The organism is Cohaesibacter sp. ES.047 (assembly GCF_900215505.1).
In the GTDB taxonomy this organism is placed as follows: Bacteria; Pseudomonadota; Alphaproteobacteria; order Rhizobiales; family Cohaesibacteraceae; genus Cohaesibacter.
This window is the reverse complement of sequence record NZ_LT907844.1, coordinates 1,686,920-1,705,457: the sequence shown is the minus strand read 5'-3', so window position 1 is coordinate 1,705,457 and position 18,538 is coordinate 1,686,920. Positions and strand designations below refer to the sequence as shown.

General features: G+C 56.6%; 15 protein-coding genes. 10 read left to right on the top strand and 5 right to left on the bottom strand.

Annotated features, from left to right (window positions below; translation table 11 throughout):
* Positions 1-226: 226 nt before the first annotated feature.
* The 6 genes from CPH65_RS07605 to CPH65_RS07580 all read left to right on the top strand — a co-directional run bounded on the left by CPH65_RS07605 (position 227) and on the right by CPH65_RS07580 (position 7,911).
* The gene (locus CPH65_RS07605) at positions 227-1,687 is read left to right on the top strand and encodes an NAD(P)/FAD-dependent oxidoreductase (protein ID WP_096172934.1); all 1,461 of its coding nucleotides are present in this window, start codon (positions 227-229) and stop codon (positions 1,685-1,687) included.
* Positions 1,680-2,939: an NAD(P)/FAD-dependent oxidoreductase gene (locus CPH65_RS07600; RefSeq protein ID WP_096172933.1), complete on the top strand. Its 1,260-nt coding sequence runs from the start codon at positions 1,680-1,682 to the stop codon at positions 2,937-2,939. Before CPH65_RS07605 ends, CPH65_RS07600 begins: the two co-directional genes overlap by 8 nt.
* A 19-nt stretch (positions 2,940-2,958) precedes the next feature.
* Positions 2,959-4,383, top strand: coding sequence for an FGGY family carbohydrate kinase (locus CPH65_RS07595; RefSeq protein ID WP_096172932.1), 1,425 nt, complete (start codon positions 2,959-2,961; stop codon positions 4,381-4,383).
* A gap of 532 nt (positions 4,384-4,915) precedes the next feature.
* Entirely contained in the window at positions 4,916-5,461 is a 546-nt protein-coding gene (locus CPH65_RS07590; RefSeq protein WP_244574566.1) for a TRAP transporter small permease subunit, read from the top strand.
* On the top strand, positions 5,461-6,786 hold the full coding sequence (locus CPH65_RS07585) for a TRAP transporter large permease subunit (RefSeq protein WP_096172931.1): 1,326 nt from the start codon (positions 5,461-5,463) through the stop codon (positions 6,784-6,786). Before CPH65_RS07590 ends, CPH65_RS07585 begins: the two co-directional genes overlap by 1 nt.
* An 84-nt stretch (positions 6,787-6,870) precedes the next feature.
* Positions 6,871-7,911: a substrate-binding domain-containing protein gene (locus CPH65_RS07580; RefSeq protein WP_096172930.1), complete on the top strand. Its 1,041-nt coding sequence runs from the start codon at positions 6,871-6,873 to the stop codon at positions 7,909-7,911.
* Positions 7,912-8,020: 109 nt separating this feature from the next.
* Here CPH65_RS07580 and CPH65_RS07575 read toward each other — a convergent pair whose 3' ends face one another.
* The 3 genes from CPH65_RS07575 to CPH65_RS07565 all read right to left on the bottom strand — a co-directional run bounded on the left by CPH65_RS07575 (position 8,021) and on the right by CPH65_RS07565 (position 11,088).
* Positions 8,021-9,295 carry a TRAP transporter large permease gene (locus CPH65_RS07575; RefSeq protein WP_096172929.1) on the bottom strand — a complete coding sequence of 425 codons (1,275 nt, stop codon included), beginning with the start codon at positions 9,293-9,295 and terminating at the stop codon, positions 8,021-8,023.
* Between the two features lie 13 nt (positions 9,296-9,308).
* Positions 9,309-9,815: a TRAP transporter small permease gene (locus CPH65_RS07570; RefSeq protein WP_096172928.1), complete on the bottom strand. Its 507-nt coding sequence runs from the start codon at positions 9,813-9,815 to the stop codon at positions 9,309-9,311.
* Positions 9,816-10,107: 292 nt separating this feature from the next.
* A complete protein-coding gene (locus CPH65_RS07565) occupies positions 10,108-11,088 on the bottom strand; it encodes a DctP family TRAP transporter solute-binding subunit (protein ID WP_096172927.1) in 981 nt (326 codons plus the stop codon).
* A 564-nt stretch (positions 11,089-11,652) separates the two neighbouring features.
* On the opposite strand from CPH65_RS07565, the gene CPH65_RS07560 reads away from it, so the two are divergent.
* Positions 11,653-13,017, top strand: a complete 1,365-nt coding sequence (locus CPH65_RS07560; RefSeq protein ID WP_096172926.1) for a sigma-54 dependent transcriptional regulator — start codon at positions 11,653-11,655, stop codon at positions 13,015-13,017.
* A gap of 27 nt (positions 13,018-13,044) precedes the next feature.
* Here the strand turns inward: CPH65_RS07560 and CPH65_RS07555 are convergent, their stop codons facing one another.
* Positions 13,045-14,712 (bottom strand): ATP-binding protein, encoded by a 1,668-nt coding sequence (locus CPH65_RS07555; RefSeq protein ID WP_096172925.1) that lies wholly within the window; start codon positions 14,710-14,712, stop codon positions 13,045-13,047.
* A gap of 182 nt (positions 14,713-14,894) precedes the next feature.
* On the bottom strand, positions 14,895-15,791 hold the full coding sequence (locus tag CPH65_RS07550; protein ID WP_096172924.1) for a LysR family transcriptional regulator: 897 nt from the start codon (positions 15,789-15,791) through the stop codon (positions 14,895-14,897).
* Between the two features lie 221 nt (positions 15,792-16,012).
* Here CPH65_RS07550 and CPH65_RS07545 point away from each other — a divergent pair, with 221 nt between their 5' ends.
* From CPH65_RS07545 to CPH65_RS07535, 3 genes are all read left to right on the top strand, one after another.
* Positions 16,013-16,435, top strand: a complete 423-nt coding sequence (locus tag CPH65_RS07545) for a DoxX family protein (protein ID WP_096172923.1) — start codon at positions 16,013-16,015, stop codon at positions 16,433-16,435.
* A gap of 113 nt (positions 16,436-16,548) precedes the next feature.
* Entirely contained in the window at positions 16,549-17,373 is an 825-nt protein-coding gene (gene ygiD / locus CPH65_RS07540) for a 4,5-DOPA dioxygenase extradiol (protein WP_096172922.1), read from the top strand.
* Positions 17,374-17,384: 11 nt separating this feature from the next.
* Positions 17,385-18,353 carry a glutathione S-transferase family protein gene (locus tag CPH65_RS07535; RefSeq protein ID WP_096172921.1) on the top strand — a complete coding sequence of 323 codons (969 nt, stop codon included), beginning with the start codon at positions 17,385-17,387 and terminating at the stop codon, positions 18,351-18,353.
* Positions 18,354-18,538 lie beyond the last annotated feature (185 nt).

The window sequence follows — 18,538 nt, the reverse complement described above, 5'->3', positions numbered from 1 at the left end:
GATTGCGCTGTGAAATCCCAAACGGCCATCGCAATCCTGCACAATATTTGTTCATATCAAAAATAATTTTAATTTCACAATTAATTACAGCGTTTTAATAAATAAATACCATTGAAATAACTTTGTTGATTCTCCAAGAATTGCAATATTTCGGTTGCCGCACAACGCAGGCTGAGGATATGCTCGCCGAACACAGCAGACCCAAGACAAGCGAAAGCAGCCATCAATGACAGCAACCGAGACACCCACCGCAGTTACCAGCCCCGAGCATGAGACGACGAACGATGTCGCCATCATCGGGGCTGGCGTGGTGGGGTGCGCCATGGCGCGTCGCTTGACCCTTGATGGCGCGCGCGTCGTTCTGATTGAAAAGGGTGCTGATGTCCTGTCCGGCGCCTCAAAGGGCAACAGCGCCATCCTGCACACCGGGTTCGACGCCCCACCGGGGTCACAGGAGCAGCAATGCGTCAAGGCTGGCCACGCCGAATATCTCACCGTTGCCGAAGAAATGGGATTGCCGATCCTGAAGAGCGGCGCGTTGGTTCTGGCATGGGATGAAACCCAGCTTGAAACCCTGCCCTCACTAATCGACAAGGCCCACAAGAACGGCGTCATGGACGTCAAGATGCTCAGCCGCGAGGACATCCTGAAGCGCGAGCCGCATCTCTCGGACAAATTGCTGGGCGGCTTCGAAGTCCCACGCGAATATCTCATTGATCCGTGGACGTCCGCACATGCCTACATCCATCAGGCAGTCCTCAATGGCGCGACGCTTCTCACGGACACCGAGGTTACGGGTGGCCGTTTCACCGAAAATCTTTGGCACCTCGACACCAACCACGGCACAATCTCGGCCCGACAGGTCATCAACTGCGCCGGCCTTTATGGCGACCGGGTTGACGAAACCCTCCTTGGGCAACACGACTTCACGATCACTCCGCGCAAGGGACAATTCGTCGTCTTTGACAAGGTCGCCTCCGATCTGGCATCCGCGATCCTCTTGCCGGTCCCGACCAAGAAAACCAAAGGCATCGTCATCTGCCGCACAATCTTCGGCAATCTGTTGGTCGGCCCGACAGCCGAGGACCAGCAAAGCCGCACCGACGCCTCCACCGAACGCCAAACCCTGATGATGCTGCGCGACCGGGGCATCGAGATGATCCCGGATCTGGCACAGTGCGAAGTCACGACCGCCTATGCGGGCCTCAGACCAGCCTCGGAATTTCAGGACTTTCAGATCACAATCCACTCAGACCGCAACTATGTGAGTGTTGGCGGCATCCGCTCAACCGGCCTTACCGCCGCCCTCGGCATTGCGAGCCATGTCTCGGGCAAACTGGATCCCGACACCTTTTCAGGCGAGACAATCAGTGATCCGGCCTCGCCCACGCTCGACCGACTGTCCAACTACCACCCGCGAGACTGGCAGGAAGAGGGCAACGGCGGCATCGTGTGTCACTGTGAACTGGTAACCCGCCGCGAAATCAACCGCATCCTTGATGGCCCCTTGCCTCCCAACAGTCCTTCCGGGCTCAAACGCCGGACGCGCGCAACCATGGGGCGCTGTCAGGGTTTTTATTGCACCGCCGAGCTTACCGCCATGACAAAAGGACGGCTGAAGCACCCCTTCCCCGGCACAGCGCCAATCGAAACAGATCCCTCCGACAAAGGAGGCAGCCATGACTGACGCTCCACAGAAATCCGAACAATGCGACGTCGCCATCGTCGGCGGCGGCACCGCTGGCCTTGCTCTCGCTAGCGAACTCAAACGAGAAGGCGTCTCCCGCGTTATCATTCTGGAACGGGAATCGGAGGCCGGCGGCATCCCTCGCCATTGCGGCCACTACCCCTTCGGCCTGCGCGAATACAAACGCCTCCTCAAAGGCCCGGACTATGCGCATCGCAATGTCGAAGCAGCGCTCAAACTGGGCGTCGACATCCGCACAGACACAACGGTCACCAAGCTTCATGCAGGCGGGGCGCTCGACATCACGACCAATGACGGACCGTCCAGACTTGAGGCCAGCCGCGTCGTTCTTGCCACCGGCGTGCGCGAGAGCAGCCGCGCCCAGCGCTTCATCAGCGGCGATCGCGTCAGCGGCGTTCTGTCCACCGCAGCGCTCCAGTCCCTCGTTTATCTCAAGGGCATAAAACCCTTCTCCCGTCCAGTCATTCTGGGCTCCGAGCTCGTGTCCTTCTCGGCCATCAACACCTGCCGCCACTTGGGCATCAAGCCTGTTGCCATGATCGAGGAAACTGCCGGCCTGATTGCCCAGCGCATGTTGCAACCCTATCTGACCCTGAATGGCATCGCCTTGCATACCGGCATCAAGCAGCCATACATCCATGGCAGCGAGACGGTTGAAGCCATCAGCTTCACAGCTCCTGACGGCACCCCCAACCGGATCGAATGTGACGGGGTCATTGTCTCCGGCCGCTTCCGCCCGGAAGCCGCCCTATTGCGCCACAGCCCGATCGAGGTGGATCCCGGCTCCGGCGGGCCGATCATCGACCAATTCGGACGCAGCTCCGATCCCGCCTATTTCTCGGCCGGGAACCTGCTGCGCCCGGTTGAGACCTCCGGCTTCTGCTGGCGCGAAGGCGTGGCAACAGCAAAGCATATCCTTGCGGATCTGTCCGGCACACTCAGCGAAAACCAGCCTCCCATCAGGTTGATTGCAAAAGACCCTGCGCTGAAATTCATCCTGCCGCAACGCCTCTCCGTCTGCAGCCTATCGAACGACCAATCCCTCGGCATGAAGCATATGCAGATCGGCGCAAACCAGCCGATCAACGGACAGCTCGTCGCCCGCTCCGGCTCGGATCTCATCTGGTCCTGCCCAATCAAAACACGTCCTGTCCGGCGGACCTTGTTACCGCTCGATGCCATTTACAAATTGGCCCCCACCCGTGACATTGAACTGACCATCGAATCCTAGCCGACGGAACCAGACCTAGATGCGCATCGCAAGCATAGATCAGGGAACAACCAGCACCCGAGCCATCATGGTGGACGAGGATGGTCGCATCCAGGTCATCCATACGGAAAGCCACGAACAGCGCTATCCTGAGGATGGCTGGGTTGAGCATGATCCAGAAGAGCTTATCAGAAACATTCTTGCCTGCATCAATGCCTGCGGACCGCTCGACGCCATCGGCATCGACAATCAGGGCGAAAGCTGCCTTGCATGGGACGCCGAGACCCTTGAAGCCCTTTCGCCGGTCATTGTCTGGCAGGACAACCGCACGGCAGCTCACCTTGATATCCTGCGCGAAGCGGGCGCGGAAGATGAAACCCTTGCCAGAGCAGGCCTGCCGCTTGATCCCTATTTTTCCGCCAGTAAGCTTGGCTGGATCCTCAAAACCCAGCCAAAGGCAAAAGACGCCCTGACACGCGGAACGCTGCGCCTTGGCACAACCGACGCTTTCTTTCTTCATCGCCTGACGGGCCACTGCGTCACCGACGTGAGCACCGCAAGCCGCACGTCCTTGATGAATCTCAAGACGCTCACATGGGACGAAACCCTTTGTGATCTCTTCGGCATTCCCATCCAATGTCTGCCCACCATTGTTCCAACCACCGGCGACTTCGGCAGCATCTCCACCGACCACGGCCCCGTCCCGGTAACCGCAAGCATTGTTGACCAGCAAGCCGCCCTTTATGGATTTGGTTGCAGGGAAAGAGGCGAGGCAAAAGTCACCTTTGGCACCGGAGCCTTTGCGCTGATGGTCACCGGCAACGAGATCATCAACCGCTCCGACCTTGGCCTTCTGCCGACGGTCGCCTGGCAAACGCATGACAAACCCGCGGTTTACGCCCTTGATGGCGGCGTCTTTTCGGCAAGCGCCGCGGTCAACTGGGGGCGCTCGCTCGGCCTCTTCTCTGACTTTTCAGCAATCAGCCAGTTTGACGCCACCCCCGCCATCGAACGCGGCCTCACCTTCGTGCCAGCACTGACCGGCCTTGGCTGCCCACACTGGAGCAGCGACACAAGAGGATGCTGGCTCGGCCTGAGCATCGACCACCAACCTGCCGATCTGATGCAGGCAATCCTTGAAGGCATCGCCCTGCGAACTGCAGAGGTGATCGACGCCATGCACATGTGCGTACCAATGGCCGATGAGCTGCTGATTGATGGGGGCATGTGCACCAATCCCTACTTTACCCAATTCCTTGCCGACACGACCGGACGCACCATCCGCCCGGCCCATTTTCCCGAGTTGACCGGGCTGGGCACTTTGTCGCTCGCATCCGAGCAGGCAGGAACGGATCTGCCTGCAAAAATCGATTTTGGTCATTGCAAACCAAAAAACCAGTTTGCTCCCTACCTGCTAAAATTTAGGCAGGCCATCAAAATTGCTCGCAGTTGGGGCAACAGCTAGGCAGCCAACAACTACGCCTTGCAATCACAAGCCTCTCCGGACAGCCAAAAATCTGCAGAATTCGGCCATTTGCGTCTTGGCCGCTCACCGACACACGCACGCTCTATCCATTTTATACTTTAGGCGAAACTGGAATGGGATTTGCATAGAGCAATCCATATCGCCAAACCTCAAAACATGAGCAATGGAGCAAGGGAACAACGCATCACCAGAAGCAGACCGTCAGCGGCATGCGAAACCACGTCCGACCAATTGGAGTCACCTTAAAACTGCGGCTCCAAGAAGCAATGTTGCGCCTAATTTTTGAACGAATAGTCATTTTTTAGTCACTGCTATTAATTTCTTAAGTCATTATATTTCAACTGTTTTTAGTATTTTTTGACGATTTGATCATTTTACTCTTTGCAAAAGTTGAAATTCCTGCAAGTCTGTTAAAAAACAAGACAGAGGGTACTATGCAGGCTTCCAGACCATGTCAGACTGACGCGCCCACGCGAACGTCTGACCCGTGCTCCCAACAAGCGGGGGCGTCATGATCGACATCGAAGAAATTTTCAAGACAGCAGACATGCATCCGCTGGCTGTCGGCTACGTCAGAGTGGTCGACCGGGTCAACTATTACATCGGCCGCGTCATGATGTTTGGCGTCTTCGTCATCGTCGGCATCCTGCTCTGGTCAACCATTTCCAAAGCCCTGTTTGTCGTGCCTGCTTTCTGGACGCTGGAAGTCGCCCAGTTCGCTCTGGCCGCCTATTACATTTTGGGTGGCCCCTATTCGATCCAGCTGGGTGCCAACGTCCGCATGGATCTGTTCTACGGCAACTGGTCCTTGCGCAAACGGGCCTGGGTCGACAGCTTCACGATCCTTCTGCTCATCCTTTATCTCGGCGTCCTGCTCTATGGCGGCATCGAATCCACCGCCTATTCCGTTGAATATGGCGAGCGGAATCCCAGCCTTTGGCGTCCCTATATCTGGCCGGTCAAGGCCATCATGTGTGTTGGTTTCTTCCTTATGCTGCTTCAGGCCATTTCTGAACTGATCAAGGACATTGCCCGACTAAGAGGAGCAACTGCCTGATGTCACAGGAAATGATCGCCATATTGATGTTCTCGTCGCTGATGCTGATGCTGCTCACCGGGCAGCGCGTCTTCGGCGCGATTGGTGGCATCGCCGCCATTGCGGCCCTACTGCTGTGGGGGCCGGGCGGCTCGAACCTGCCATTCTCGGCCGCCATGAAGGTCATGAAATGGTACCCGATGCTGACCCTGCCCATGTTCATTTTCATGGGCTACGTGCTCTCCGAGAGCAAGATCGCCGACGACCTTTACAAGATGTTCCATGTCTGGATGGGACCGATAAACGGCGGCCTTGCCATCGGCACCATCGGCCTGATGGTGCTGATCTCGGCCATGAATGGCCTGTCCGTTGCTGGCATGGCCATCGGCGCAACCATCGCCCTGCCAGAACTGCTCAAAAGAAACTATGACAAGCGGATGGTGACGGGGGTCATCCAGGCGGGTTCCTCGTTAGGCATCCTTGTGCCGCCATCCGTGGTGCTCGTGCTCTATGCCATGATTGCCCGCCAGCCGGTGGGGCAGCTCTGGCTCGCGGGCGTCATTCCCGGTCTGATGATGGCTGGCCTCTTCATCCTCTATATCGCGATACGCTGCCATTTCCAGCCCAACCTCGGCCCCGCGATCAGCAAGGAAGAAACCGCAGGCGTCGCCACGAAGGAGAAGCTGAGGCTCTTGAGCGCCGGCCTTCTGCCACTCGGCATCTTCTTTGCCATGATGATCCCCTTCATCAAAGGGTATACGTCGCTGGTAGAAAGCTCGGCCATCGGTGCCATGACGGCCTTTCTCGCCGCCATCCTGAAGCGCCGCATGACATGGAAGGTGTTCGAGACCTCGGTGCGCCAGACACTTGCCATCTCCTGCATGTTCATGTGGATCATTCTGGCGGCGCTGTGCTTTGGTGCCGTGTTCGACGGCCTTGGCGCAGTCAATGCGATCAAGTTCCTCTTCACCGAACAACTCGGACTTGATCCCTGGACCATCCTGATCCTGATGCAGTTGAGCTTCCTCATCATGGGCACCTTTCTTGATGACACGGCGATGCTGGTCATCGTGGCTCCGCTTTATGTGCCGCTGGTCAAGGTGCTTGGCTTCGATCTCATCTGGTATGGCGTGCTCTACACCATCACCACGCAAATCGCCTACATGACCCCGCCATTTGGCTACAACCTCTTCCTGATGCGCGCCATGGCGCCGCCAACCATCGGAATTCGCGACATCTATGCGTCGATCATTCCGTTTGTCGGTCTCATGGTCGTATCGCTCATGCTGTTGATGTTCTTCCCGGAAATCGCTCTGTGGCTACCGGATTATGTCTATGGCAAATAATCGGGCCCAACCCCGAACCAACGAAAAGATGAGCGGGCAAAAGCCCGCCAGCAATCCCCTTCTACCCTTCTTGAGGAGACAACAATGACTTCGAGACGTAACTTTCTGAAAACCGCAGGCCTTGGTGGCGCCGCGACGCTGGCAACGCCCGCTATTGTCAAGGCACAGGCCCCGATCAAATGGCGCCTGCAGTCCTACTCCGGCGCGCCGCTCGGCGCCCATGTGATCAAGCCGCAGATTGATGCCTTCAACAAGGCCGCCAACGGCGAAATGGAAATCGAGCTCTACTATGCCGACCAGCTCGTCCCGACCTCCGAGCTGTTCCGCTCGCTGCAGAACGGCACCCTTGATGCGGTCCAGTCCGATGACGCCACCATGGCATCGCCTGCTGACGTGGCAGCCTTTGGCGGCTACTTCCCCTTCTCCACCCGCTACAGCCTCGATCTGCCGGTGCTCTTCCAGCGTTACGGCCTCGACAAGATCTGGAAGGAAGCCTACGACGAAATCGAAGGCGTCGAGTGGATTTCAGCTGGCGCTTGGGATCCCTGCCACATCTTCACCAAAGAACCGATCAACTCCATCGCCGACATGGCTGGCAAGCGCGTCTTTGGCGTCCCGACCGCCGGTCGCTTCCTTGCCCGTTACGGCCTCATTCCTGTAACCGTACCTTGGGAAGACGTGGAAGTGGCCCTTCAGACCGGCGAGCTTGACGGCGTTGCGTGGTGCGGTTTCACCGAAGCTTACGAAGTGGGTTGGGCGGATGTCTGCAACTATGCCCTTTTGAACAACGTCACCGGCGCATGGTGCGGTTCCTACTTCGTGAACTCGGAGAGCTGGGCCAAAGTACCGCCGCACCTGCAGGAGCTCTACAAGATCACCATCGACCAGTCCCACTATTATCGTCAGGTCTGGTACTGGGGCGGCGAAGCGGAACTGCGCGTCCATGGCGACAAGATGGAACTGACCACGATTCCCGCAGAAGAATGGGATACCGTCGTCAAGGATGCCGAAGACTTCTGGGAAGAACTGGCGTCCGAGAACGAACGCGCCCGCAAGGTCATCGACATCTTCAAGGAATATAATCAGGTCATGGAAAAGGCTGGCGTGCCTTATCGTTATTCCTGATCCTGTCCTGAAAGACAGACTTGAAGCAAAAAGAAGGCCCGGATGGTATTCCATCCGGGCCTCTGTCGTCAGCGCCCCCACCGCGCTACCAACGACGTCTTGAGAGGCTCTATTTAAAGAGGTAAGGCAGGGTTGTTGACACAGCCGGAACCATGGAGATGACCAGCAACGCCGCAATCAACGCCAACAGATAGGGCGTCGTCGCCTTCATGACCTTTTCAAGCGGCACCTTGGTGATCGCACTGGCCACGAACAGATCCAGCCCGACCGGAGGCGTGATGCAGCCGATGGCAAGGTTCACGACCATGACCACGCCGAAGTGGATCGGATCGATGCCCATTGCAATGGCAACCGGCAGGAAGATCGGCGTCAGAATGACGACCGCCGCCGACGCATTCACCAGCGTGCCGAGCACCAGCAACAGCACGTTCATGATCAACAGGAACAGGACTGGCGACGAAGTGAGCTGAGTGACCGTTTCCCCAATCATGTGCGGGATCTGCAGGTTGGTCATCAGCCAGCCAAAGACCCGCGCAGCACCTACAAGGAACATGATCAGCGTGGTGCCAATCACGGCCTTGAAGATGATCTGCGGGAAATCTTTTAGTGCCAACTCACGATAGATGAAGAGCCCGACAACGATACCATAGACAGCAGCAACAGCGGCCGCCTCAGTCGGCGTGAAGATGCCGCTATAGATACCTCCGATGATGATAACCGGTGTCATCAGAGCCCAGAAGGCGTCTTTGACGGCTTTGCCGAGCCGGACGCAAGAGAAGGAGCCATCAGGCGGGATCTGGTGCTTCTTGGCAAGATACCAGCCCATGCCGCACATCACGCCGCCCATCAGCAGACCCGGCACGACACCGGCCATGAACAGATCGCCGATCGAGACGTTGGCGATGACCCCATAAACCACAAAGGTGATCGAAGGCGGGATCACGATGCCGACGGTCCCGGCAGCGGCCACGATGCCCGTTGCCATCTCGCGCTTGTAGCCTTTGCGCTCCATCTCGTTGACCATCGTCGAACCGATGGCCGCCGTGGTGGCCGCAGAGGAGCCGGAAATCGCGGCAAAGAACATGCCCGCCACGGCAACGGCCTGTGACAGGCCACCGGTGAAGGAGCCGACCATCGCCTGCGCCACATTGACAAGGCGCGACGTCACACCGCCTGCCGACATGAAGGCGCCTGCCAGCATGAAGAAAGGCACCGCCATGAAGGAGAAGGAGTCGATACCGGAGAACAGATTGTTGATGATCAGCACCTGCGGCAGGTCCATATACCAGACCAGCACGAAGGAGACAGACAGTGTCAGGGCATAGGCGACCGGAACCCCGATCAGAGCCAACACCACAAATCCGAGAATAAGTGCAGTTTCCATTATGGTGTTCCCCCTACTTTGCCTGAGCCGCAGCGTCGTCATCCGGACCATTGATCAGGTCACGGAAGATCTTGATGGTGTCCTTGACGTGATACATCAGCATCAAGACACCGGAGACCGGCATGATGATGTAAATGTAGCTCATGGAGATACCAAGGCCCGGCGAAGTCTGGAATGTCATGGTTTCGGTCATTTTCCAGCCCTGAACGATCAGCAGCAGGATGAAGGCATAACCACATAGATTGATAAAGATGTTGAGGACGAACCCCGGTTTTGTGCCATTCAGGATCCGCGGCAGAAGCTCAACGGCAAGATGGCCATCTTCACCCATGATGAGCGCCGACCCCAGAAACACGACCCAGACGAACAGGAAGCGCGCGAGCTCTTCGGACCATTCGAACGAGAAACCGAAAATATAGCGCGTGATAACCTGTAAGAAGATGATCACCAGCATGACGACCATCGCGGCAACAGAAATGCCGTAGAGGAATTTGCGCAGGAGTTTGAAAATGCTGTCCATTTTATTTGAACCTTTGGAAAGCTGAGGCACCCCTCACAGCAGTCAGGATTTGCATGCGCGAGAGAAACAGCCGGAAAGCGCCAGTGAACATCTTTGACATCAACAGCCCAGACGTGGGGTCATTGCGCCGAACACCATCACCCCGGAGCGTTAAACGGAGCGTGGTGCTGGCCTCCCGACCGGCTTTCAGGCCTTGCGGGGAGGAGCGGATCACACCCCGGGGAGACGCCCCGAGGCATGGTCTTGGGTAAGGGAACCCGTTGGCAGAGAAGACTCTGCCGCTCAAATGACCTTATTTGGTGCTGAGAGCCTTGATCTTGTCGATGTTGTCCTGACCGACGGTTTCGGCGAACATTTCATAGACAGGCGCAGTGGCTTCCTTGAATTTGGACCGATCCACTTCAATGACATCCATCTTGCCGGTTGCCTTGATCTCTTTCCAATATTCGTTGTCCTGCTCTTCGGAGACCTGACGCTGCCAGTCAATCGCTTCCTTGGCGGCTTCCTGAATGATGGCTTTCTGCTCATCATTGAGTTTGCCCCAGCTGATCATGGAAATCAGCATTGGCTCTGGCGAGTAGGCGTGCGCGGTCTTGGACGCGTATTTCTGAACTTCGTAGAAACGCTTGGTGAAGATGTGGGCGGACGGGTTTTCCTGACCGTCAACGGTGCCCTGCTGCATGGCAGAATAGAGCTCGCTGAATGCCATCGGGGTCGGGGACGCACCAAGGGACTTCATCATTTCAACGAAGACCTTGTTGGTCATCACGCGGACCTTCATGTCAGCCATATCATCTGGCGTCTTAACCGGGCGGACATCGTTGGTCAGATGGCGAATGCCGTTTTCCATGTAGCCAAGCAGCTTGAGGCCACGGCCTTCGAGCGATTTGCCAAGATCCATTCCGACGGTGTCGAGGGATTTGTAGGCATGCTCACGATCATCAAACAGGAAGGGCATGTCGAAGATGGAAATCTGCGGCTGGAACTGACCAAGTACGGCGGTTCCGACCAGAGCCATATCGACAGCACCAAAGACCATGCCTTCGATGAGATCTTTCTGGCCACCAAGCTGGGAGCTCGGGAAAACCTTCACATCGATGGAGCCGTTGCTTTTCTCGCCAACCAGTTTGGCGAAATAGTCAGCACCCTTGCCGTAGGGATGCTCGGGAACGGCGATATGGCCAAGTTTAAGGGTAACGTCGGCAGCCAAGGTTGGCGTTGCCAGAGACAGCGCCATGAGGCCAGCGCCAAGAATGCTTGCAAAACGGATCATTGATTTTCCTCCCTGTCTTGCAGTTTCTACTTTTGCTCTTGGCACCACTCCAACCCGGTCATACTCCTATAACAGACCAAGTTGCACTGATGCCAGTCAATCGCCGCCTGTGCGGATCTCCATCCAATGGCGACGGCGATGCGTGTACACCCAACACCAGTAGCAAGGGTCGTGCCAAAAGGTGCAGTAATGCCGCACCCGGAAGAAAATCAAGCCACAAAGCCTACTCCAAACACGAAACCAATAAAAAATTAAGTCATTGAAAATAAATATATTTACACGAATATGAAAGCAGTCTCACCCTGTCGGAAGCACCAAAGCCCACCCCGGGATGCAAAGCGTGATCAACGGCAAGTCACCGACCCTCGCCCCGCAATCATAGCCGGACAGTCAGGAGGTTGTGCGCTTCTCCAGCCAGCCATAATGGGGTTTGTCACGAAATCCGCACACCACAATCTGCTATCCCCAACCGAGATACGCAGAGACCACCCTCAAAATCACCACAATGGCAATCCTCCCAATCATGCTCTATGATTGCCTTTCACTTGGGAGAGGGACCAGACAGTGGACCAAATCGAAGTTTCGATCATCTACATCGAGGATGATAAGAGCGTCCAGTTCGCCTATCAACAATCCATGGAACTGGCGGGCTTCGCAGTGATCGCCGCTGACAATGCCGAAGAAGGCTTAAGGCGTCTCAAGCTCCACCCGGCATCCATTGTCCTTACTGATGTTCGGCTTCCCGGCATGTCCGGCATCGAATTGATGCACGAGGTTCTGAAGACCGACGATCAGGTCCCGGTTGTTCTGATCACCGGACATGGCGATGTCGAAATGGCGGTTAATGCCATCAAGGAAGGGGCCTATAATTTCATTGAAAAGCCCTGCAACACCAAGCGCCTGATGGAGCTTCTGGAAGGTGCCATAGCACAGCGCCGTCTGGTTCTCGAGCACAAGCAGCTCAGACTGGAACAAAAGGCAAAGAACGGCCCTGTCATGATCGGTCGATCCAAGGCCATGCAGCGCATCCGCGAGATGATCCTGAACATCGCCGATACCGACGTCGATGTGCTGATCGAGGGCGAAACCGGCACCGGCAAGGAAGTCGTCGCCAACATGATCCATGCCTGGAGCGAGCGGCGAACGGGACATTTCGTTCCGCTCAATTGCGCCGCCTTCCCCGATACCCTGTTTGAAAGCGAAATGTTCGGGCACGAAGCGGGCAGCTTCACGGGAGCTACAAAAAAACGGATCGGCAAGATCGAGCATGCCCATCAAGGCACCCTGTTTCTCGACGAAATCGAAAGCATGCCATTGGATATTCAGGCCAAATTCCTGCGTGTGCTGCAGGAACGCAGTGTGGAGCGCCTTGGCGAGAACAAGATCATTCCGGTGGATTGCCGCGTGGTTGCCGCAACCAAGGAAGACCTGCTCGCCATGAGCAAGCGAAAAGAGTTCCGCTCCGATCTCTACTATCGCCTCAATGTCGTGACGATTACCATCCCCCCGTTGAGAGAGCGGCGCGAGGACATTCCCGAACTCTTCTACCATTTTGCCTTCCAGGCAACCCAGAACTACAAACGCCCCATGCCCGAACTCAAGCCGGAGTTGATCGTCTGGTTGCAATCCCAGTCCTGGCCCGGCAATGTGCGAGAGCTGAAACATGTCACCGAACGATATGTGCTTGGACTGCTGACGCCGGACTTTGAGGGCTTCGCCCTGTCGGAAGACAACCGCATGAGCCTCACCGAAACCCTCGATTCTTTCGAAAAGCGCTTGATCGAGGATGCTTTGCAGCAAAACGGCGGCCGTGTCAGCTCCACAGCCGAGCAGCTTCTGCTGCCGCGCAAGACCCTTTATGACAAGCTCAATCGCCACGCAATCAAGCCCGAAGCCTACCGCTCGGGGTCCCAGTCCTCAACGGATTGAGCGCAACCTTTTGGCCCGGCGCAGCGGTCAGGCGACCAGTTCGCGCCATTTGAGGACGAATTCTGCGCCGCCATCAGGATGATTCTGGGCGGATATGGACCCGCCTGAGTTCTCGATGATGTCGTTGACAATCGCCAGCCCCAAACCAGTGCCTCTCTGTTTGGTAGAGTAGAAGGACTCGAAGATCCGCGAAGGGTCCTTGAAGCCGCAGCCATTGTCATGCACCCGCACAGTCACCTCGCCATCCCTTTTGCTGATCGCAAGGGTCAGGCATTTGCGCACCTGCCCCTCCATGGCATCAAGCGCGTTGCTGATCAGGTTGCTGAAGATCTGCTCGAGACCGATTTCGTTGCAAGAGACATGCAACTCGCTTTGGGAAGACTGGAAATTCAACTGCACATTTTGCTTTTCCAGTGTGAGCCGGAACAGCTTGATCGTAGCGTTGGCGACACTGACGACCTCCCCATTGCCCCGAGGCACGCGATGACGGCTCGCAAAGGACTTCATTTGCGACATCTGCTGAGCCATCCGCTCGATGTGGGAGGAGATCAGCTCCAGATTGTCATCGGCCTCGTCAAAGCGCTGCCGTTTCAACAGAAGCCGGGTCGTATCGAGCAGCATATGGATTGCCGCGAGCGGCTGATTGAACTCGTGCGCCACCTCGGTCGCCATCTGGCCGATGGCCGCCAGCTTGCTGTTCTCGACCACCTGGTTTCTGAGCTTCTGGATACTCTTGTTGAACCGGTTCTTGAAACTGCGATAGGAGAAAATGAGGATCAGATAGATCAGCAGGCTGATGAAGACCACAAGACACAGGGCAGTATAGATCGGACGCGTGCTCTTGAGCGACAGGATGGTCCAGCCATATTCGATGATCTCTTCCTGTATCGAGAGCGTTGCTGGCAACAAACACCCCAAACGCGGATCCTTGTAGAAGCTGGCTTCCCCGATCTGGTAGCATTTGACCAAAGACTGATCGTCGGGCGCGCCGGTCTGGAAAGGCGCGCTAAAGGCATCAAGCGTGGGGGGAATTGGTGCCCCATTTTCCTTTCCCAGAACCTTGTATTTCCAATCCCTGTTCGAGCTGAGGAACACCACGTCGTTGACATCATAGACCAGGACATCGTCCGGCCCGGAACGCCAGACCTGCTCAAGCTCGGAAAGATGGATTTCGATGGACACGACCCCGACAATCTCACCATTGGACTTGAGGCCATAGGCAATGAAGAAGCCGGGCTTGGATGAAGTGGTGCCAGCACCGTAATACTGCCCCAGACGCCCCGCCATGGCTTCATCAAAATAGGGCTGAAAACCGAAGTTCTCGCCGATATAGCTCTCGTCCGTGTGCCAGTTGCTCGATGCCACCGTGTTGCCGTTGCTGTCGAGCACATAGACCGTGGACACATTGGTGGCATATTTGGTCCGCTGCAGGAAATAGCCACTTTCCTCTTTACCCATCTCGCCAAACAGGATCTCTACGAGCTTATCATTCTGCGACAGAATGAACGGCAGATACTTGTAGCGCGAAATCTCGGTCTCGAGACTGGACCGATACATATTGAGCAACAACTCACTGGAAGTAAGAGAGTTTTTCATCTCCCCATAAAAAGGGATCGAAACAAAGGTCAGAATGGAAAAGATGATCGCGGCGTGAACCAGTTCCACCTTGAGGACCGACAATACTTTCTCAAACATTCCGATTTCCCTAAAGGCCCGTCTCGCAGGAGCGCAAGCCCCTGAGCATCAACGATGCCCGAGCGAGGTTTTGCCGTCCTTCTGCGGCCTGTCCGGGTGGACGCATCACCAGGATATCGCACTTGGCCATGAACGGGAAGCCAGTTCAAAGGCAGACGTCCTTGCAATCGGCCTGGCCCCAGTCACAAAATACCCGCGGCGCGAATATCCTCAACGGCGAAATCGATCAACGCCCTGACCTTGCGCGGCAGAGTACGCCCTTCCAGATAGACGGCATTAAGGAAGCTGCTTTCGCCCTCGAACGCCTCCATCACCGGCACCAAGGCGCCGCTCTGCAAACTATCCTGAAGAGCAAAATGAGGCGTGTAGGCGATGCCGTGACCACGGGCAGCCAACTCCGCCGCCCCCCGTGCAGAATTGACATGAAAGCGACCATGAACCTGCACCACCATTTCCTTACCATCATGCCGAAAGGTCCAGCGACGCGGTGACCGCCGGTTGCTATCGACAATGCACGCATGGCCCTCAAGCTCTTGAGGTGTCTGCGGTGCCCCATGTTCAGCGATATAATCCGGGCTCGCCACCAGCATGGCCCGGGACATGCCGATCTTGCGCTCCTTGAGGGACAGCATGTCCGATCGCCCCATCCTGAAGGACAGATCAATCCCCTCCGTTGCCAGATCCACATAGCGATCGTTCAGGCGCAAATCAAAGGTAAGGTTCGGGTTTGCCTTTCCAAAGCGCTCTAGCATGCCGATGACATAGAGCTCGCCAAAGGTCACCGGCGCAGACACACGGATCACACCGGAAAAACCATGGGAGCCTTCCGATATTTCCGCGATCAGATCATCCAGATCATCAATGAGCGCCGGCGCTCGCGCCAACAGATCCTCCCCCGCAGGCGTCAGGCCAACCCGCCGCGTCGTCCTTTGCAGCAGTCTCACGCCGACACGCGCTTCAAGCTCGGCGACATATTTCGAGGTCAACCGGTTGGAGACCGCCAGTTGTTCCGCCGCCGCCGTAAAAGACCCGGTCTGGGCTGTCGCCACAAAGGCCCGCAATTCATCGACCAGATCCATCTCACCCTCATTTAGAACATTTTGTTGATAGTCATTCTATAAAATCTCCATTTCATTGAAAGAGGTCAAGCTCTATCTTGAGGCCACATCAACAAACGCACCCTGCCAAGACACCCGGCAGAGCGACTGGCCCAAACAAGGCCGGACACAATTGCAACAACACCACGGCTTGATCAGCTTTCTGGATCAATCTGGTCGAACCGTGGATCAGGAGATACGACATGACCTCTACCAGAAACACCGATTTTGCCGCCCTCCTCCTGCGCGTCAGCAGTGGCGCTCTTTTTCTTGCCCATGGCCTGATGAAGGTGAATGTCTTCACCATTGCCGGCACTGTCGGCTACTTCGAAAGCCTTGGCCTTCCCGGCATCCTCGCCTATGTGACGATCTTTGCTGAAATCGCCGGTGGCATCGCGCTCATTCTTGGTGTTGCGACCCGCCTGGTTTCCATCGGCCTGATCCCGATCCTCTTGGGCGCAGTCTGGGTTCATGCAGGCAATGGCTGGACCTTCTCAGCCGAGGGTGGCGGATGGGAATACCCGTTCTTCTGGGCCGTCGCACAAGCCGCAATCGCCTTTTTGGGCAGCGGAGCCTATGCCCTGCGCATTCCGGTTCTACAGCGCACGCTTGGCCAGTTTGCTTGAAGACTTTTGCTTGAAGACCTTGGCTCACAAAGTCCATATTGATGAGCCAAACCAGACGGGCCGCCCCTTTCGGGCGGTCCACCCATTTCGGGCCTGATTTGAGGAGAGACATCATGACCACTGCACACGCACTCAGACGCTTGCGCGACAGCCTTTCGCTATCCGATCGCATGCCGCTGGTCTTTCTCGGTCACGGCAGCCCGATGAACGCCATAGAAGACAGCGAATACTCCCGCGCCTGGAGCGAGCTGGGACAAACCCTGCCAAGCCCCAAGGCCATCCTTGTGGTCTCTGCCCACTGGATGACCCGCGGCACGACGCTGGTTGACGTGTCCGCTGCGCCGCGCACGATTTATGATTTTTATGGCTTCCCCGATGCGCTCTACAATCAGCAATATCCCGCCGCCGGCAATCCGGAGCTCGCCCGAGAGGTGGTCTCGCTGCTCCAGAGCCATCACGCCAAAGAAGATGACACGTGGGGCCTTGATCACGGCGCATGGACGGTTTTGAAATTCCTCTATCCGGGCGCTGACGTTCCGGTTTTCCAGATCTCGATCGACATGACCCGCGACCTCGCCTATCAACTCGAGATCGGCAAGGCCCTGTCCGACCTTCGGGACCGGGGCGTTCTGATCCTTGGCTCAGGCAACGTCGTTCACAACCTCCGCGCCATGCGCATGGGCGGCAAGCCACAAGACTTCGCGCTCGAATTCGACACGCTCTTTGCCGACAGAATGACGGACCGGGATTTCGGTGCCTTGTCCAACACAGAAAAACTGGGCCCCCTGCTCCGCATGGCCCATCCAAGTGTTGATCACTATCTACCGGCCCTCACGATCGCGGGCGCTTCAGACCCCACCGATGAACTAACCTTCATGACAGACAGCATCGATCTGGGGTCCGTCTCCATGCGGTCTTTTGTCTTCCATCAAGCCTGAGGAGAGAAACCATGCTCGTAAACGGTCAATGGAAAGGAAACTGGCAACCGGTGCAGAAGGCGGATGAAAAGGGTCGCTTCGTGCGACAGGTCTCCGGTTTCCGTAACTGGATCACCCCGGACGGACGCCCCGGACCAACGGGCGAGGGCGGATTTGAGGCCGAAGCCGATCGCTATCGCCTCTATGTCGCCCTCATCTGTCCATGGGCTTCGCGCACCCTCATCGCCCAGAAATTGAAGGGCCTTGAAGAGCTCATCCCGGTGACCGTGGTCAACCCGATGTTGGGTGACGATGGCTGGGAGTTTGGCGGCTATGATGGCGCAGATGAAGATCCGCTCTTCGGCTCGCGCTACATGCACGAGCTCTACACGCGCGCCGACAATCATTTCACCGGTCGGGCCACCGTTCCCGTCCTTTGGGACATGAAGCGCAATGTGATGGTCAACAACGAAAGCGCCGATATCCTGCGCATGTTCGACACCGTCTTTGAACATCTCGCTCCATCGGATTTGCGCCTTTATCCCTTAGATCTTGCCGAGGAAATCGACGCGCTCAACCCGCACATCTATGACCTGCTCAACAACGGGGTCTACAAATCCGGCTTTGCCTCCACACAAGAAGCCTATGACGAGGCCGTGGACGGTGTCTTCTCGATGCTTGATGAATTGGAGGATCGGCTGCAGGGTGACTATATCTTCGGTGACCGGCTGACGGAAACCGACATCCGCACCTTTGTCACGTTGATCCGATTTGATGCGGCTTATCACGGCATCTTCAAGACCAACCGCCGCCAGATAAAGGACTATCCGCGCCTCAACGCCTATATGGAGCGCATCTATCGCTTTCCCGGTGTCGCGGAAACCGTCGACATGGATCACATCACCAGAGGCTATTATTCCATCAAGGCGCTCAACCCTTCGCGCATCCGGCCAACCGGCCCGGCCCACATTAACGCGCTAATAGCCTCAGCTAAACCATAGAGCCTACATGCGCAAAAAAACAAAGGGCGCTCCAGAACCGAGCGCCCTTTGGCATGTCTTGCATTGCAATGGGAAGGAAAACCAAGGACCACATGGTCCCAGTCCCAGTCCCTATCACACCCAACCGAAATCAGGGGTTACCTGTTTGCGGTATTTACAGACTGGCCGAGAGCCGAAACCCACCG